This window comes from Mesorhizobium sp. B2-3-2, assembly GCF_006442295.1.
Lineage (GTDB): Bacteria > Pseudomonadota > Alphaproteobacteria > Rhizobiales > Rhizobiaceae > Mesorhizobium.
On record NZ_VFWA01000006.1, the window covers coordinates 213,707 to 229,834 of the forward strand.

Consider the following 16,128-nt stretch of genomic DNA (forward strand, 5'->3'; position numbering starts at 1 on the left):
TTATTCCAGAATTGAACGATTTTCAAATTCTTGAGCCGAAAGACCGTGCCGGCGAATTCGCTGCTTTCATTCCATTGACCGGCCTGGCCTGACGCCGGCAATGTCGGCGAGTTCATCATCTAGATCAGCAGCAAGCCCTTCATGCTGGAATAGCCCTTGCGACCGATGATGATGTGGTCATGCACGGAAATGCCCAGCCGCTTGGCCGCGTCGATGATCTCCTTGGTCATCTCGATATCGGCACGCGATGGGGTAGGGTCGCCCGACGGGTGGTTGTGGACCAGGATGATTGCCGTCGCCGACAGTTCGAGCGCGCGCTTGACCACCTCACGCGGATAGACGGGCGTATGATCAACGGTGCCGGTCTGCTGCACCTCGTCGGCAATCAGCGTGTTCTTCTTGTCGAGGAACAGGATGCGGAACTGCTCGCGCGCCTCGAAGGCCATGGCTGACCGGCAATAGTCGAGAAGCTGCTGCCAGGAGGAGAGGATTTCGCGGCCATGGACCTCGCCGCGGGCCATGCGCTGGGCCGTCGCCGTAATGACCTTCAGGTCGAGCGCTACCGCCGGGCCCACGCCCTTGACCTCCTGGAGGAGGCCGACGGGCGCGCCAAGCACCTCGGCCAACGTACCGAAGCGTGCCAGCAGCGCCTTGGCGACCGGCTTGGTGTCGGCACGCGGGATCAGGCGGAAGAGCAGGAGTTCCAGAAGCTCATAATCGGGCAGGGCGTCCGGACCTGCCGAGGCGAAGCGTTCGCGCAAACGGTCGCGATGGCCGAGATAATGCGGCTTCTCCTCGATCCCCCTGGCCTTCGCGGGAGGCCCGGCTTTCGCAGGAGAGTGCATGGTCGCGAGAAGCTGCGCAGGCTTTTCTGCAAAGAAACTGCGCTCGTCGTCGTCACCTGACATATCGTCTGCCCCCAACTCTCCCGACCGCGAGGTCCGGCAGGACGAAACATTATGCCGGCAGGCCGGGGCGGTCGAGCTTTTTGGGGGACAGGGTGAAGATCTCGCAGCCGGTGTCGGTCACGCCGATCGTGTGCTCGTACTGCGCCGACAGCGAGCGGTCGCGCGTCACCGCCGTCCAGCCGTCCGACAGGACTTTCACATGCGGCCGTCCGAGGTTGATCATAGGCTCGACGGTGAAGATCATGCCGGGCCGCATCTCGATGCCCTCATTGGCGCTGCCGTAATGCAGGATGTTGGGCGCGTCGTGGAACAACTGGCCGACGCCGTGGCCGCAGAAGTCGCGCACCACCGAACAGCGCTCGCCCTCGGCATAGGTCTGGATGGCGGCGCCAATGGCGCCGGTGCGGGCGCCGGGCCTGATCGCGGCAATGCCGCGCATCAGGCATTCGTGGGTGACTTCGAGCAAGCGTTCAGCAGCGCGTTTTATGGTGCCGACGGGGTACATGCGCGAGGAATCGCCGTGCCAGCCGTCAAGGATGTAAGTAACGTCGATGTTGACGATATCGCCATCCTTCAGCGGCTTGTTGTCGGGGATGCCATGGCAGACGACATGGTTGATCGAGGTGCAGGAAGACTTGGTGTAGCCGCGGTAGTTGAGCGTCGCCGGCAGCGCGCCATGATCCATGCCGAACTCGAAAACGAAGCGATCGATGGTGTCGGTGGTGACGCCGGGCGCAACCATCGGCACCAGTTCGTCGAGGCAGCGCGCCGTGAGATCGCACGCCTTGCGCATGCCGGCAAAACCTTCCTCGCCATAGAGGCGAATCTGGCCGGTGTTTCTGAGCGGTGCCGTGGCGGCGTCGAGATAGGTGACCATTGGTGTCCGTCTTGCCGGTGTGGCTCCGCAAGGGAGCCGGCGTGAAAATCTCCCCAGATTTGGCACTTGAGGACAAAAGGTTCAAGGAAGAACTGCCCGGACGCGACCATGCGGCAGGGATATTCGGCGCGCCCCGGTGTCTTTGACGCGCTCGTTCTTCCCTTTCGATCGACCGTGCGGTAGGGCGAGGGAGGTTTTTGGAGATTTCATGAGGGTCAAACACGCCAGATTGCCGGAAGCGCCGTTGAAGTTGGCCTGTTCATTGCTGATGAGCCTGGTGCTGCTGGCGATGCTGTCCCTTGGCCGGGCGGAGGTGCCCGTCCTTGCCGGAGCAGCCTCCGACGTCGCCACCGCCGGCGTGGAGCGGTCCGGCGAAGCGGCGGCGCTGCTGCGCATCACCGGCAAGGCGCAGGCGCTGGAAGTTCGTTCCGGCCGGCCGGCTCTGGTCAAGTTCGCCGGCGGCCATCCGGCCCTGCCGGCTCGGGACACCGTCTTTTCCTGGTTGGTGTCGGTTCCGCCGGCAGAGATCGTCGCTGCTGGCGAGTTGGCCCGTACATCTTGGGCGACTGCCAACCAGCCGCGCGCACCGCCGTCGGTTCCGGCCTGAGCGGTTTCAACCGCTCCTTCACCCAAATCACTTCCTGTTCGCGTCGCGATCCGTGCGGCGGCCTCGGTCGCGCAGCGGTGTGTGGCGCGTCATTTCCGGATTGTTTCCATGCAACGTATCAAGACACTCAAGAGCCTTTCACGCGCGGCTTGCGCCGCCATTTTCCTTTCCGTCCAGGCGCTCATCTGTATCGGGACCGTCTATTGGGCGCTGACGGAGACGCTCGGCCTTTCGGCGACAGGGGCGCTTGTCCTTGGCGGGATTTTCGCTGTGCCGTCGGCCTTCGTGCTGCTTACGGCGGTGCGCATGGCCTTCGATGCGGAGACCGATCCCGCCAACCAGTAGTCGGATCGCCAAGGCGCCCGCGTTCGACACGGTCGAGCGCCTTGGCGCTTGCTTGCGGCGGCTGCGGCAAAACGTCCATGACCGCGGAGACGCCACATTCCTGCGGTAGCGGCCGGTCAAAGCAACTTTTTACGACGGATGGCGTTGCCGCTGGTGACGACAGTTCGGGAGATGGCGGATGGACAGACTGCAATTCGAGGTGCCGGTGCGTATCGCGCCCGGACCCGGCCTGCCTGTCGAGGAGATCTACAGCGTCGAACAGGCCCTTGATTTCCTCCAGGACTGGCCGCTGCGCCGGCAAGGCCCGATTTACCAGAAGGCCTTCAACGCCTGCTTCGGCGCTACCGTGGACGTCGTCAAGACCGAGGATGCCTGCCGGGCGTTCATGGCGTTCTGCCGGGTGACCGGGCTGATGGCCCGGGACATGATGGCACCGCGCAAGCGCGGTGGTCAGGCGAGAGGGCTGCAAGCCTGAGGGTGCGCTGCGCTCTTTTGTTCCCGTGGCCGAACGGCGCATCGATGCCGATGCCATTAAGCTTCCGTTTCCACTTTCGCGGCTACGCCATGCTTGTTCGGCAATGGTTGATTCGTTGCGTCAGTCTCGTGGTTCAGAAGATGTCCCCAGAAAAAATCCGTGCATTCCCGATCGACCGTCAGGCATTCCTGGTTCGGGAGGTGGCCACAAGGCTCGACAGTCTGCATGGCGATAGCGCCACCTCGTTCTGGAGGGCCAAGGCAACGGAGTTGTTCGATCTCGTCGTCAGGTCAGGCAGGGACAGGGCGGCGGCGAGCGACGAGGTGCGCAGGTTCTTCTTCGCCGTGCAAAAAGAGATATCGGCTGGCGCGGCAACTGAGCCGATGCCAATTCTTTCCGCCTGAAAGTGCTTGGCGGGCGTCCCTGCATCCCGCTCCCTGCCAACCGCTAGCGGAACAGATATTTTGATACTTCGGGGTTGCCGCGTCGCCACATGACGTTGTCAAGGAAGTAGTGGTGCACGTTGATGAAGATCAACACTATGAAGAAGAACAGCGACGAACCCAGGACTTCCTTGTCGTAAGGGATCAAGGCAGTCAGTGCCGCCGGGACCAGCCAGAAACCGAGACCGCCGAGGACCCCGCCGGCGATGACGAACCCCAGGACACGCATCCTGTAGATCGGACCAAGAATGGACAGGATTCTGGAGTCTGGAACCCTTTCTGCATCGGGCCCGTCACGCTCGACATTGCTTTGATAGCGCCAGACCACGGCCAGGTACTGCAGCGAATGGAGTGCCGGCACCACGAGCAGCCAGAGCGGATTTATTCTCACGACCAGGATCCACAGGTACAGGGACGCGCTGTAAGCGAGGACGCCGTTATACGGCAGGCTGCCGCCATTTTTGCTCCAGCGATTGATCAGCATCACAACGGTGGCGGCAGTGGAAGCGGCCGCGGCCGACAGCGCGATCGCATTGAGCCACGCAGGGGTGGCAAACGTGTAATATTCCAGACCGTAGTATTTTGCTTGGCTGACCGCCGTGTTCGTCTGGAGCCATGCAAACAGCCATACGGCATAGCTGTTGACCAGCAGGATTTTCTTATCCGGATTGGTGAAGAACCTGCGCTTCAACACGGCGTCCACCATCAACATGCCGTAGCCTTGCTTGACGTAGTGCCAGCCCACGAAAAAGAACATCGCGTTGGCTGCGTTTCCGAGCAGCCGGGCGTTCGCCGTTATCGAGCCGTAAGCAAAAAACCCGCCCATGAGCAGGGGAACGGCAATGCCGGCGAAGATATAGCGGACCTGGAGGCCCCTGTCGTATCCATCGCCGCGCACCTTGCTTCCAAAATTGCGATAGAAGAGCTGGTAGGAGTGGGCGAAATGCGGATAGTTGATCAGATAAGCCAGGAAAAGCATCACCGCAGCCACGGCGCCTTCGTATTTGAGCGGCACGAAGAACAGGGCTGGCAAAATCAGGAACGCGCTGCCGCCAAGCATGAGGAAGTCCGCCAGCGGGCCAAAGAGATATCTTTGTGGCGGCGTCGCCGCCGGCGCTCGATCCTCCGCCGAAAGGTGAACTGCCATCTAGCATCCCCCTTGGGAAAGCCGATTTAACCATCGAGCCTTGCCCTCGACAAGGTCGAGGCGACGGAATGGTCAACACGTAAAATGACGTTTCGGAAGGGGGTGTTACCCTGTCCGGCGCGATAGCTCTTGACGCCGAAAGGGAGCGTAGGGGACATCGAGTGAAGCTGGTACGCCCAAGGGGAATCGAACCCCTGTTACCGCCGTGAAAGGGCGGTGTCCTGACCGCTAGACGATGGGCGCGCTCAGATGAAAGCGGCTTATACTGGCGTTGTGCGCAACCGGCAACCCGTCAGGTGCCGGCTTGGACAACTTTTTTCCTGCCTGCCGAAGCGAGTGATTCACGCAGCGCCGGCGGCAATTTTTCTGGCGGCCGTCACCAGCCGCTGCGTGGATTTCCGGGCACTTTTCAGACGATTGCGGAAGCGGCCCTGATGCAAATGCATGTCGCTCAACAGTGACACCGGTTTGTTCACCAGACATCGTGTTTCGTAAAGCGCTTGTATTTGCCGCCATTCACCGGGGATCCGTTTCTGGTTATGTATACCGTCTCCGCGCGATCATAGACGAAGAGCTTCTTGCCCTTCGGGGAATAGGCAACCGTCTGTTTGACCAAGGGTCCATCTCGTTCAACAACGAACTTGATAACGAAACGCCCGTTCGCATTCAGATGCGACACCGCCAGTCGGCCTTCGGCATCGTACGCGTTCTCCCAGACAAGCTGGTCTCCGCTTTTGAGTTCCGCCTCTTCGTGTGCCAGATGGCCGTGGTCGTATTTTCCGAAACTGGTCACCGTGTCGCACGTGTCCACAATGCATGTAGACCTGCGGGACAGGGTATTCCCGAACTCGTCGTATTCGTACTTCGTTGTCGCGAATTTCACGTCGCCGTCATACTTGTCGTGCGCCGGATAAAGGCCCGTTTTCGGATCGTAGTGATAGTCGTACCAAAACCTCGGATAGTACCAATATGCTCGGGTAAGGGCTCCGCTGTCATCGAACCATTCACGAGCATGCCATAGTGATGCGCCGCTTTTCACCTCCGTAATGTTCAGATCGACGAAGTCATCACCATAGCTGAAGAGGCCGACCTTTTCGGCTACGCCATCTGCATTCAGGACCTCGATTCTAGCAGGCCGCATCTTTGCATTGCGCGCAATCACGCTGGTATCGAGCACATTTCCGTCCGGACCTTTGGCGACCTGCCGCGCCACATGGTTCGACTGACCGTCGTATTCCACGGCTGTCAGACCGGTCTTCTTGCCAAACTCGTAGCGGGTAAAGATCGAGGGCCTCCCAGCCGCATCGCATTCCACGTCGTACCAGGAGGCGGCGTCACCCTTTGCCTCGAGCATTTGTCGATCCACTTTCGGGCCGAGCAGAGGATCATACAGGAACGTGACCAATTGCACGAAGACATATGAGCCGCCGCAATTCTCAGTGGTCGAAGGTGCGGTGTCCGCCCCTATCTGGCCGCCGGTGACGCGCGACGTCGCCGCATGTTGGGTTTTTCGCCAAACCCAGCCCTTGTTTTCATAGTGAATCACGACATCGCAGCTGTCGCTGGACATGAATTTGGCGTTCCGAGGGGGACCACAATGCGGGTCGCCCGCATAGATCGTCGCCGAAATCGAGTTCAGCTTTTTGTCCTCGCCGATGTCGAAGGTGTCGTCGTATAGATGCTCGTGGAAGATTTCCTTCCAACCGCTGTTCCCTTCGACCATGACCACCACGTCGCACCCGCGATTGCTGCAATTCGCGCCCGAGTAATGGCCGGAACATAAGGTTTCATTCTCGATGAGAAGGGCTGGCGTGCCGTCGACAAGCGAAATCGGTCTGACGCCCGACATCTTGTTGGCAGGGATGCCGCTCGGGTCATAGTCCTTGCAACTGTTGCGGATATCCTCGACGTAGGTTTTGACCGCGGCGGGCAGGTGGTCATATTGCGGACCACTGTCTGTTGTGGTCGGTGATGCAGCGGCCGCAACCTTCACTTCTGCCGGTTTTTCGGGCGCAGCAGCTCGCGCGCTCTTGTCCCAGCTCTTGTCGTCGAGCGACAAGGCCACGCGGAAACCCATGACGTTGAAGCGTTCATCGGACCCTTCGTCCCGGTTCCACATGCCATCATCGGCGTCGTCGGTGTATCCGAACAGCAACCGCTCTGACCCACGCATGGAGAACTGCGTCAGCTCATAGTCGCCGCTGCGCGCCGCGAAGAGAACGCAGTCGGGCTCCGTCCAAGGCGAACCGTCAGCAGGCGCCCCTTGGTAGCTCTTGTGAAAGCAGTCCTCGACGGCTTCCTGGGCGTTACCGCCCATGTCGTAAAGACCCCATGAGTTGGGCTTGTAGGAACCGACCTCGGCGGTCCAGTCAGGATGTATTTTCTCCGAACAGGAGGCAGCCATGCCTGCCTGATAACCAGACTTGCGGTCTGCGAAATTCGCGTAGTCGCATGTCTGCTTGAAGTCATCGCCCCAATAATTGAACGTATCCGTTCCGGCCCGATAGGCGTATTCCCACTCCGCTTCTGTCGGCAGCCGGTAGTGCTTGTTCGCCTTCATGGAGAGCCAGTCGAGATAGTCCTTCATCTCGTTGCGGGAAATGCATACGGCCGGTTGCCGTCCTGTCACAGGTAATCCCGGCTGCGCGTAGGAGCCGTCGCCGATATAGATGGCGTATGGCGCGGATTCAGTCTTGTCGCCGCCGGGGGCGGGAGTGCCGCTATATTTGAATTTGTTCGGGCCGCTTTCGATCATACGTATGCCGCACTTGCCGCCGACCCCAGCACCGGTTTCCTTCACATAGGTGTCAAACTCATCAACGGTGATCTCGAAGCGACCGATGGCAAACGGATAGCCGATCGTTACCTCATGTTGAGGCGTCGCCCATTGCACATATCTGAGCCGCTTCATCTCCTTCTGGCTTGCGCCCATCATGAAGCTGCCCGGAGGCAGCGGGACCATTTCAGGGCAATGTTCGCAATCGCGAAATGGCGTTCCGGCCCGGGCGTCCGATGAAGCGGCAGCAGCGGAAATGGCCTCAGCACCGATTACCTTGTTCCCATCCCCGGCAGCGGCCGTGCCGGCCGCTACGACCGCATTGTCGCCGCCACAGTAGATGAGCGCGGCCTTGGCATATTTCGAGGAACCATGCAGGTCGAAGGCCGCCACGGGGAAGCCGCCGTCGCCGTTCACAGGGGTCAGCCGCGATCCGGCTTCGAACGATCTTATGAAGCCGCGGGGAGCACTTTCTTCGGACGTCCAGACCTGATCCTGCTCGGAATACCGCATCCGAAGATCGAAACTCTGACTTCCGGCATCGGAGTCTGCGACGACCAGCTTGACCGGATATTTGGAAGCGCCGTCGCGACCGAGCCCATCCCCGGCATAGCCGTGCAGGGAAACGATGAAGCCTGTGCCGAAAGCCTTGGCGCAGGAAAGTTGCACGCGGGCACTTCCGTCCTCGGCTACCTGATCGGCCATCAATCGGCGGAGGCCCAACGCTATCCGAATGGTCCAGCCTCCCCCTGCGGCGGTCTTTCCGCCCGCTTGCCCGACATGGATTTCATAGTTCGTTCTTTGAGCCGCTAATGTGAAGTCGTCCATGGCACCCTGGGCGTCCACGACTCCGAAAATCGTGTTGTCGCCACCGAGGATGTTCAGTGCGGATTTCTGGCCAGTCTGGGCCTCTATCTCATAGCAGTTGAAATTATCGACAGGCGCGAGGCCGCTCAGAACGGCCGTGTCCTTGCCTGACGGAAATTCAATTTCCGTGCAGCGTTGCTGAGCGAAGGAAGGCGATATCGAGCCCATGGCCGCCACCAAGGCAAGCACAGCAATCGCCGCGATGACCTTGTGCATTCCACCCCCCCGAGCATGATTAACAAATCCTGAGTGAAAAGCTCCCCCTCAAGGATATCGCTGTCAACCTGAAGAAAAGAGGTAAGCGGGAAGGTGGGAAACCCGGCTGCTTGCTGCGGGGATCAAAAGCTATCGCGCCATAATTAAGCTAGGTCTCAAGAAGGAGATGACTAAGCCTTAAGAACAGATTGCGTGTGCTCTTGCCAAGCCCAGAACTCACCTCGCTGTTGCGAAGGAGGGCAATCGCGGAGGTTTGGACCACGGTGTTAGCGCGTCCAGCCGAACCGGCGCTGGTCAGCCTTCGCCACCGCTGCGCCGGCGGCAGCGCCAGTTCCAGTCGCGCTCGGGGCCGACGTCGACGTGGACCGATTCGGTGTGGCAGTAGGTGCCGACACCGCCGCGGCCGGGCATCGTCCTGACGTAGCTCGCCAGCTCCCATTTCGAGACGCCCGGCACCTGGATGTCGGCGGCGGCGCAATACATGTGCAGCGAATTCTTGGCGCCGTTGGCACGGCGGTTGCGGGCGGGGTCGCGATAGCCGGAGGTGACGACCATCTTGCGGCCGTAATGGCCTTCGATCGTCTTGAGCACGCGCACCAGCGAGGGCTTGAGGCACGCCACGTCGACGCTCTCGTTCTGCTTCAAGAGCCCGTTGGGCGCGAGGCGCGCCATGCCCGCGGCGGAGGCTACCTGGTAGAGGCCGCCCGATCCTTCATCCTCGTTGAGGTCGACGTCGCTTTCGTCGTCGAGGCCGGATTTGCGCTTGATCTCGAACAGGGCCGTCTGGCGGACGCCCGGCAGGGCATCGCCACCGGTGATGTGACCTGAGTCGTCGCCGAGCGAAGCCAGTTGCACCGGTTTCGCCGCGGAATCGGCCGAGGCCAGTGTAATGATCGGCTTTGCCGCCGGGGCGGGCTTGGCCTGCACGGCCGGCGGTTCGCCTGCGCGCGTGTTGACTAGTGGAGCAGGCTTCGCCGAAGCCGGCGTGGCGCCAAACATCGAGGCCAGGAACCCTCTTTTCCTCGGCGCCTCCGCTTGCGGTGCCTCGCCAGCGGTCACATAGACGGGATTGTTCATCGCCTGTGCCGAGGCCGGCTTCGGTGCCGTCACGGCCGCGTCAGCGGCGGCAATCTTCTGCGCCGCCGCCTCAGTCTGTTGAGCCGTCTGCGCCGGTTGCTGCAGCGATTGCGGCGTGTTCCCGGCAATCGTTTCAGCTCCAGCCGGCGCGGTGAGCGGGAAGGCCGCTTGCGGGTTTGCTATCGGCACGTAGGCGACCGTCTCGGGCAGCGCTGTGTCGCCTTCCGCCATCACGGTGGTCTGCGTGGTCGCCGTCTGCGACGACGAATCGCCGGCCACGATCGGCTTGTTTGTCGAGGCTGCGTTAATGTCCGATGCGGAGGCATTGTAGCCGGGCATGCCAACCGACATTGTGGGGTCGCCGGCCGACGTGCAGGAGGCCAGGAGCACGGAACAGAGCGCCGCCGCAATGGTGCGGCGTTCTCCCTTCGCGAGGCTCCACCCTGCTGATTTCAAAGTCAAATTCCCCCTCGATATCCGATCGGCATATCCTTGGCGCGGCGTCCGAACGGCTGCGTCGAGGTGCCCCTTGTCTCCGATCCGGAAACGAGACCTGTGTCAAATCAGCAAGCCTGGAAGTATTTTTGCGGCAATTGCCGAATTTAGGCGGCAAGATGGTTGACGACACCATTTCGCCCGCTTTTACGGGTCCGTCAACTCACCAGACATTACAGTCGGTTACACACGCACCTTGACATAGGTGCCGGGGGCATCACCAAAGGTTTTCATATGCTTGCCTGCTTTGCGGGCAGGCACGCGATTGTTGTCCTTGGCCTCTATCCAGCTCTGCCAGTGCGGCCACCAGGAACCAGGATGGTCGGTGGCCTTGGCGATCCACTCGCCGAAGTCGCCCTCCGGTTTGCCGCCGGTCCAGTACTGGTACTTGCCCGATGCGGGCGGGTTGACGACGCCGGCGATATGACCGGAGCCCGCCATCACGTATTCGACCTCGCCACCGAAGTATTTCGAGCCGAGGAAGACGGACAGCGCGGGAGCGATGTGGTCTTCCCTGGAGGCGAGGTTGTAGACGGGAATCTTGATGTCGGCGAGCGAAACGGTGCGGCCGGCAAGTTCCATCCTGCCGCGCGAGAGGTTGTTCTCGAGATAGCAGTTGCGCAAATAGAAGGAGTGGTTAGCCGCCGCCATGCGTGTCGAATCGGCATTCCAGTAGAGCAGGTCAAAGGGCAGGGGATCCTTGCCGCGCATGTAGTTGTTGACGACATAGGGCCAGATCAGGTCACCCGAGCGCAGCATGTTGAAGGCGGTCGCCATCTTGGTGCCGTCGAGATAGCCCTTTTCGTTCATGGCCTTTTCCACCGCCGCGACCTGTTCCTCGTCGACGAACACCTTGAGGTCGCCGGCATGGGTGAAATCGACCTGGGTGGTGAAGAAGGTCGCCGATTTGATGCGATCGTCACCCTCCTGCGCCAGCAGGGCAAGTGCCGCCGCCAGCAACGTGCCGCCGACGCAGTAGCCGATAGCGTTGACCTCCTTCTCGCCTGTGGCCTTCTCGATAATGTCGAGGCCGTATTGCAGCCCCTCCCTTGTATAAGCTTCCCAGTTCTTCATGCCGTGGCGTTCATCAGGGTTGATCCAGGAGATGACGAACACGGTGTGGCCCTGTTCGATCGCCCAGCGGATGAAGGATTTCTGCGGGTTGAGATCGAGTATGTAGAACTTGTTGATCCAGGGCGGGCAGATCAGCAGCGGCCGTTTCAGCACCGTCTCGGTGGTGGGATCGTATTGGATGATCTCGGCGACGTCGCTGCGGCCGACCACCTTGCCGGGGGTGGTGGCGATGTTGCGGCCGATCTCGAAGGGCGAGTAGTCGGCCTGACGCAGCTTCAGGTCGCCCTTGCCGGCGGCGATGTCCTCGGCCAGCATCTTCATGCCTCGCACAAGATTTTCGCCGTTCGAGGCGATGGTTTCGCGAAACAGTTCCGGATTGGTCAGGATGAAATTCGACGGCGAGATGGCGTTGGACACCTGCTTGACGTAGAAGCTCGCCTTGTGGCGGGTGTGGTCGTCCAGGCCTTCGGCGTGCTCGACAAGCTCAGCCGCCCAGCGCGAGGTGACGAGATAGGCCTGTTTCAAGAAATCGAAGAAGGCGTTGCGGCCCCATTCCGGATCCTGGAAACGCTTGTCGCCGCGCTCCGGCTTGACCGCGTCCTCGGTTCGCTCGGCATCGGGGCTGACGCGCTGGATGGCGTTCGCCCATACCGTCATATAGCCGGCGAACAGCCGCGTCTGAGCTTCGAGCGCACGTTGCGGGTCGGCAAGCCAGTATTCGCTGAGCTTGGAGAAGGTCTTCACCATGTCGACGACCGGTTCGGCGACATGGTCGCGCACTTCGCCCTTCTCGCGCGGCTCGGCCCAGGCGGAAGCCGCCTTGCCGGCCTGCTCGATCATGCGCGCCATGTTCAGGGCGAAGCGCTCCGGGTCCTTCACCAGATATTGCTCGACCGTCGAAGGTCCGCCATCTTCCGCTTTGCCCGAATCGGGTGTTTTGGACATGGTGCGCGGGGTTCCTCCCGAAGCGTTTTCTTGACATATTACCATGGGACATCCGAACGGGTCCAACCTCGCTCTACCCCGGCTGCCAAGGAAACAATATGACGATTAACATTGGCGAGACTGTTTTCTTCGGCGCCGGTCGCTTTTGCCGCATCGGTGCGGCAATGGCCCTGTTGTGCCTGGGGGCCTGCTCGAGCACCGATACCAGCGGCCCGGTGCCCATCGCCACATCAGCGGGGCCGAAGGATACCGGAACCTTTCCGAACCTGAACATCCCGCCGAAAGTGGCGGCCAAACAGTTCACCGATGCCGAGAGGAACGCCAAGCTCGCGGAATTGAAGGGAGACGAGAGCGCGCAGGCAGCCAATGGCGGCGCCCCCAAAGTCACCAACCAGGCGGCGCTGACGGACCTGGCCAGCAAGCACGGCGCGCAGACGCTGAAGCAGATCGAAGGCAAATGCGACCCTGCCCTCGACCCCACCTGCAAATAAGTATATAGCGCGCGCCCAAGGCGCTTGCCGACACGGCGCGCCTTGCCAAACGCCAAGTGATGTCTGGAACTGCCATGGAAGAGTTTCACAAGGTCCGCCGGCTTCCGCCCTATGTTTTCGAGCAGGTCAACAGGCTGAAGGCCAGCGCCCGCTCGCGCGGGGCCGACATCATCGACCTCGGCATGGGCAATCCGGACCTGCCGACGCCGAAGGCAATCGTCGACAAATTGTGCGAAGTGGTGCGCGATCCGCGCACCCATCGCTATTCCTCCTCGCGCGGCATTCCGGGCCTGCGCCGCGCCCAGGCCGCTTACTATCAGCGCCGCTTCGGCGTGAAGCTCAATCCCGATACGCAAGTGGTGGCAACTCTGGGTTCGAAAGAGGGCTTCGCCAACATGGCGCAGGCGATCACCGCGCCGGGCGACGTGATCCTGTGCCCGAATCCAACCTACCCGATCCATGCTTTCGGCTTCATCATGTCGGGCGGCGTCATCCGCTCGCTGCAGGTGGAGCCCGATGACGGTTTCCTCCCGGCGGTCGAGCGCGGCATCCGCCATTCGATTCCGAAGCCGCTGGCGCTGATCCTCAACTATCCGTCGAACCCGACAGCGCTGGTCGCCTCGCTCGATTTTTACAAGGACGTGGTGGCGTTCGCCAAGAAGAACGACATCATCATCCTGTCGGACCTTGCCTATTCCGAGATCTATTTCGACGGCAATCCGCCGCCCTCTGTGCTGCAGGTCCCGGGCGCGATCGACGTCTGCGTCGAGTTCACCTCCATGTCGAAGACCTTTTCCATGCCCGGCTGGCGCATGGGCTTTGCCGTCGGCAACGAGCGGCTGATCTCGGCGCTGACCCGGGTGAAATCCTATCTCGACTACGGCGCCTTCACGCCGATCCAGGTGGCGGCCGCACACGCGCTCAACGGCGACGGCGCCGACATCGCCGAAGTGCGCGACATCTACCACAAGCGGCGCGATGTGATGGTCGACGCCTTCGGCCGCGCGGGCTGGACCATTCCGGCTCCGGCTGCGTCCATGTTCGCCTGGGCGCCGATTCCCGAGCCGTTCCGCCATCTCGGCTCGCTCGAATTCTCCAAGCTACTCATCGAACATGCCGACGTGGCGGTGGCGCCAGGCGTCGGCTTCGGTGAACATGGCGATGATTTCGTGCGTGTCGCGCTGGTCGAGAACGAGCACCGGATCCGGCAGGCGGCGCGCAACATCAAGCGCTTCCTGGCGACCAGCGCCAAGCAACCCAACAATGTCGTGCCGCTTTCCGCCCATCGGTAAGCTTTCCGCACACAATTTCGTTTGATCTTTCGGGGGACATCGCCGGCCATGGCTGAAGCTCTGCGTGTTGGGATTGCCGGCCTCGGCACGGTCGGCGCGTCGGTGGCGCGCGTGCTGCACGACAAGGCGGCGGAGCTGACACGGCAGTGCGGGCGCGACATCGTCGTGGCGGCGGTTTCGGCGCGTGATCCCAAGCGCGACCGCGGCGTCGATCTCAATGCCGCGAAATGGTTCGACGATCCGGCCAAGATGGCGCAGGCCGCCGAGATCGACGTCTTCGTCGAGCTGATCGGCGGCGACGAGGGGCCGGCGTTCGCGGCTGTGAAGACGGCACTCGAGGCCGGCCGTCATGTCGTCACCGCGAACAAGGCTCTGCTGGCCAAACATGGGGTCGCACTGGCCGAGATCGCCGAGAAGAAGGGCGTGCTGCTCAACTACGAGGCCGCGGTGGCGGGCGGCATTCCCGTCATCAAGACGATGCGCGAGGCGATGGCCGGCAACTCGGTCACCCGCGTCTTCGGTATTCTCAACGGCACCTGCAACTATATCCTGACCCGTATGGAGGCCGAAGGCATCTCGTTCGACGCCTGCCTCAAGGACGCGCAGCGGCTGGGCTATGCCGAGGCCGACCCGACCTTCGACATCGAGGGCCATGACACCGCGCACAAGCTGTCGATCCTGACCAGCCTGGCCTTCGGCACCAAGATCGCCGCCAACGACATCTACATGGAAGGCATCTCGAACATCACCCAGGCCGATATCCGTGCGGCCGGCGATCTCGGCTACCGGATCAAGCTGCTTGGCGTTGCCCAGCGCACCGAGAGCGGCATCGAGCAGCGCGTGCATCCGACCATGGTGCCGACGGCCTCGGTGATCGCGCAGGTCCACGGCGTCGTCAATGCGGTGGCCATCGAGACCGACATATTGGGCGAACTCCTGCTCTCCGGCCCCGGCGCCGGCGGCAACGCTACTGCCTCCGCCGTGATCGGCGACATCGCCGATATCGCCAAGAGCCGGCCCGGCTTCCAGCACGGCCCGGTCTTCGGAAGGCCGGCGAGGGAATTGAAGCCTTACAAAAAGGCACAGATGCGCAGCCATGCCGGCGGCTATTTCATCCGGCTGACCGTGCATGACCGCATCGGCGTGTTCGCGGCCATCGCCAAGCGCATGGCTGACAACGATATCTCGCTGGAATCGATCGTCCAGCACGCGATCAACGGCGAAGCGGCGGCGCAAAAGACGGTGATCCTGGTCACCCACGAGACCACCGAGGCTGCCGTGCGCAAGGCTGTTGACGGCATCACCAAGGATGGTCACCTGACCGACAAGCCGCAGGTCATCCGGATCGAACGGGCAGGATAGATTTCTTTCGGTCGCGTGCCACTGCATTGCCGCAACCTGATAGTGGTCAGGGGATGCCGCTGCCTGGCTCGCCGGAACCAATCCCGGCTAGCGCCGTTCTCCCGAGGTGCAAACCGAGGGAATGCCAATGGCCGAAACATCGAAATCCGAGACATCCCGGGATACTCCCCAGATCGACGATATCCAGAAGGCGCTCGAAAAGCAGATCGCCGACCTGCGCAAGGAAATCACCAAGATCAACAAGAGCCTTTCGGAACGAGCCGCGGAACTGGTTGACGACGCCTCGGCGCGGGCATCGGATGTGTACGACAGCGCGACGAGCCGTGCGTCGCGGACAGCTCAGCAGTTGCGCAGCCAGGCCCAGGCGGTCTCGGAGGTCGCGCGCGAAAATCCGGGCACCACGACGGCAGTGGTCGGCGTCATCGGCCTCTTGGGTTTTCTGGCCGGCCTCGTCGTTGGCCAGTCGATGAATGACACCCAGCGCCGCTGGTATTGATCCGGTAACGACGGAGCCGGTTTGGCCGGCTTACTTGTCCGTCCCGCAATTTCCAGGGGAGCGCCATGGCTTCTTCCGTCCTGATCGGCATCCTGATCACGTTCCTGGTGATCATTCTCGTGCTCTATCTGATCCAGCGTCTGCCGCTGGACGGCAGGATGCGGCAGATCGCGCAGATCATCGTCATCATTATCGGCATCGTTTCGCTGCTCAAATATCTGGCCGTGTTCTAGAT

16 protein-coding genes and 1 tRNA gene are annotated in these 16,128 nt (G+C 61.6%); 9 read left to right on the forward strand and 8 right to left on the reverse strand.

Annotated elements, in window-relative coordinates:
* Positions 1-119: 119 nt before the first annotated feature.
* Together radC and map are read right to left on the reverse strand one after the other, a co-directional pair.
* On the reverse strand, positions 120-845 hold the full coding sequence (radC, locus tag FJ964_RS17255) for a DNA repair protein RadC (protein WP_246676193.1): 726 nt from the start codon (positions 843-845) through the stop codon (positions 120-122).
* Positions 846-957: 112 nt separating this feature from the next.
* Positions 958-1,785: a type I methionyl aminopeptidase gene (map, locus tag FJ964_RS17260; RefSeq protein WP_140551491.1), complete on the reverse strand. Its 828-nt coding sequence runs from the start codon at positions 1,783-1,785 to the stop codon at positions 958-960.
* Between the two features lie 208 nt (positions 1,786-1,993).
* On the opposite strand from map, the gene FJ964_RS17265 reads away from it, so the two are divergent.
* From FJ964_RS17265 to FJ964_RS17280, 4 genes are all read left to right on the forward strand, one after another.
* The gene (locus tag FJ964_RS17265; RefSeq protein WP_140551492.1) at positions 1,994-2,392 is read left to right on the forward strand and encodes a hypothetical protein; all 399 of its coding nucleotides are present in this window, start codon (positions 1,994-1,996) and stop codon (positions 2,390-2,392) included.
* Between the two features lie 108 nt (positions 2,393-2,500).
* Positions 2,501-2,737: a hypothetical protein gene (locus FJ964_RS17270; RefSeq protein WP_140551493.1), complete on the forward strand. Its 237-nt coding sequence runs from the start codon at positions 2,501-2,503 to the stop codon at positions 2,735-2,737.
* Between the two features lie 178 nt (positions 2,738-2,915).
* Positions 2,916-3,212, forward strand: coding sequence for a DUF982 domain-containing protein (locus tag FJ964_RS17275; protein ID WP_140551494.1), 297 nt, complete (start codon positions 2,916-2,918; stop codon positions 3,210-3,212).
* Between the two features lie 44 nt (positions 3,213-3,256).
* Positions 3,257-3,616 (forward strand): DUF6074 family protein, encoded by a 360-nt coding sequence (locus tag FJ964_RS17280; protein ID WP_224713341.1) that lies wholly within the window; start codon positions 3,257-3,259, stop codon positions 3,614-3,616.
* A gap of 43 nt (positions 3,617-3,659) precedes the next feature.
* On the opposite strand, the gene FJ964_RS17285 is transcribed toward FJ964_RS17280, so the two are convergent.
* From FJ964_RS17285 to phaC, 6 genes are all read right to left on the reverse strand, one after another.
* The gene (locus FJ964_RS17285; RefSeq protein ID WP_140551495.1) at positions 3,660-4,802 is read right to left on the reverse strand and encodes a hypothetical protein; all 1,143 of its coding nucleotides are present in this window, start codon (positions 4,800-4,802) and stop codon (positions 3,660-3,662) included.
* Positions 4,803-4,970: 168 nt separating this feature from the next.
* A tRNA-Glu gene (locus FJ964_RS17290) sits at positions 4,971-5,045 on the reverse strand.
* Between the two features lie 98 nt (positions 5,046-5,143).
* On the reverse strand, positions 5,144-5,278 hold the full coding sequence (locus FJ964_RS31670) for a hypothetical protein (protein ID WP_263493364.1): 135 nt from the start codon (positions 5,276-5,278) through the stop codon (positions 5,144-5,146).
* Entirely contained in the window at positions 5,275-8,661 is a 3,387-nt protein-coding gene (locus FJ964_RS17295) for a formylglycine-generating enzyme family protein (RefSeq protein ID WP_140551496.1), read from the reverse strand. Before FJ964_RS17295 ends, FJ964_RS31670 begins: the two co-directional genes overlap by 4 nt.
* 294 nt (positions 8,662-8,955) lie before the next feature.
* On the reverse strand, positions 8,956-10,200 hold the full coding sequence (locus FJ964_RS17300; protein WP_140551497.1) for a D-Ala-D-Ala carboxypeptidase family metallohydrolase: 1,245 nt from the start codon (positions 10,198-10,200) through the stop codon (positions 8,956-8,958).
* Between the two features lie 216 nt (positions 10,201-10,416).
* Entirely contained in the window at positions 10,417-12,252 is a 1,836-nt protein-coding gene (gene phaC, locus FJ964_RS17305; RefSeq protein WP_140551498.1) for a class I poly(R)-hydroxyalkanoic acid synthase, read from the reverse strand.
* Between the two features lie 98 nt (positions 12,253-12,350).
* On the opposite strand from phaC, the gene FJ964_RS17310 reads away from it, so the two are divergent.
* From FJ964_RS17310 to FJ964_RS17330, 5 genes are all read left to right on the forward strand, one after another.
* Entirely contained in the window at positions 12,351-12,743 is a 393-nt protein-coding gene (locus tag FJ964_RS17310) for a hypothetical protein (protein WP_140551499.1), read from the forward strand.
* Between the two features lie 74 nt (positions 12,744-12,817).
* Entirely contained in the window at positions 12,818-14,035 is a 1,218-nt protein-coding gene (locus FJ964_RS17315; RefSeq protein ID WP_140551500.1) for an LL-diaminopimelate aminotransferase, read from the forward strand.
* A 48-nt stretch (positions 14,036-14,083) separates the two neighbouring features.
* Positions 14,084-15,397 carry a homoserine dehydrogenase gene (locus tag FJ964_RS17320; RefSeq protein ID WP_140551501.1) on the forward strand — a complete coding sequence of 438 codons (1,314 nt, stop codon included), beginning with the start codon at positions 14,084-14,086 and terminating at the stop codon, positions 15,395-15,397.
* A gap of 127 nt (positions 15,398-15,524) precedes the next feature.
* On the forward strand, positions 15,525-15,893 hold the full coding sequence (locus FJ964_RS17325; protein ID WP_140551502.1) for a hypothetical protein: 369 nt from the start codon (positions 15,525-15,527) through the stop codon (positions 15,891-15,893).
* A gap of 65 nt (positions 15,894-15,958) precedes the next feature.
* On the forward strand, positions 15,959-16,126 hold the full coding sequence (locus FJ964_RS17330; protein ID WP_140551503.1) for a Thivi_2564 family membrane protein: 168 nt from the start codon (positions 15,959-15,961) through the stop codon (positions 16,124-16,126).
* Positions 16,127-16,128 lie beyond the last annotated feature (2 nt).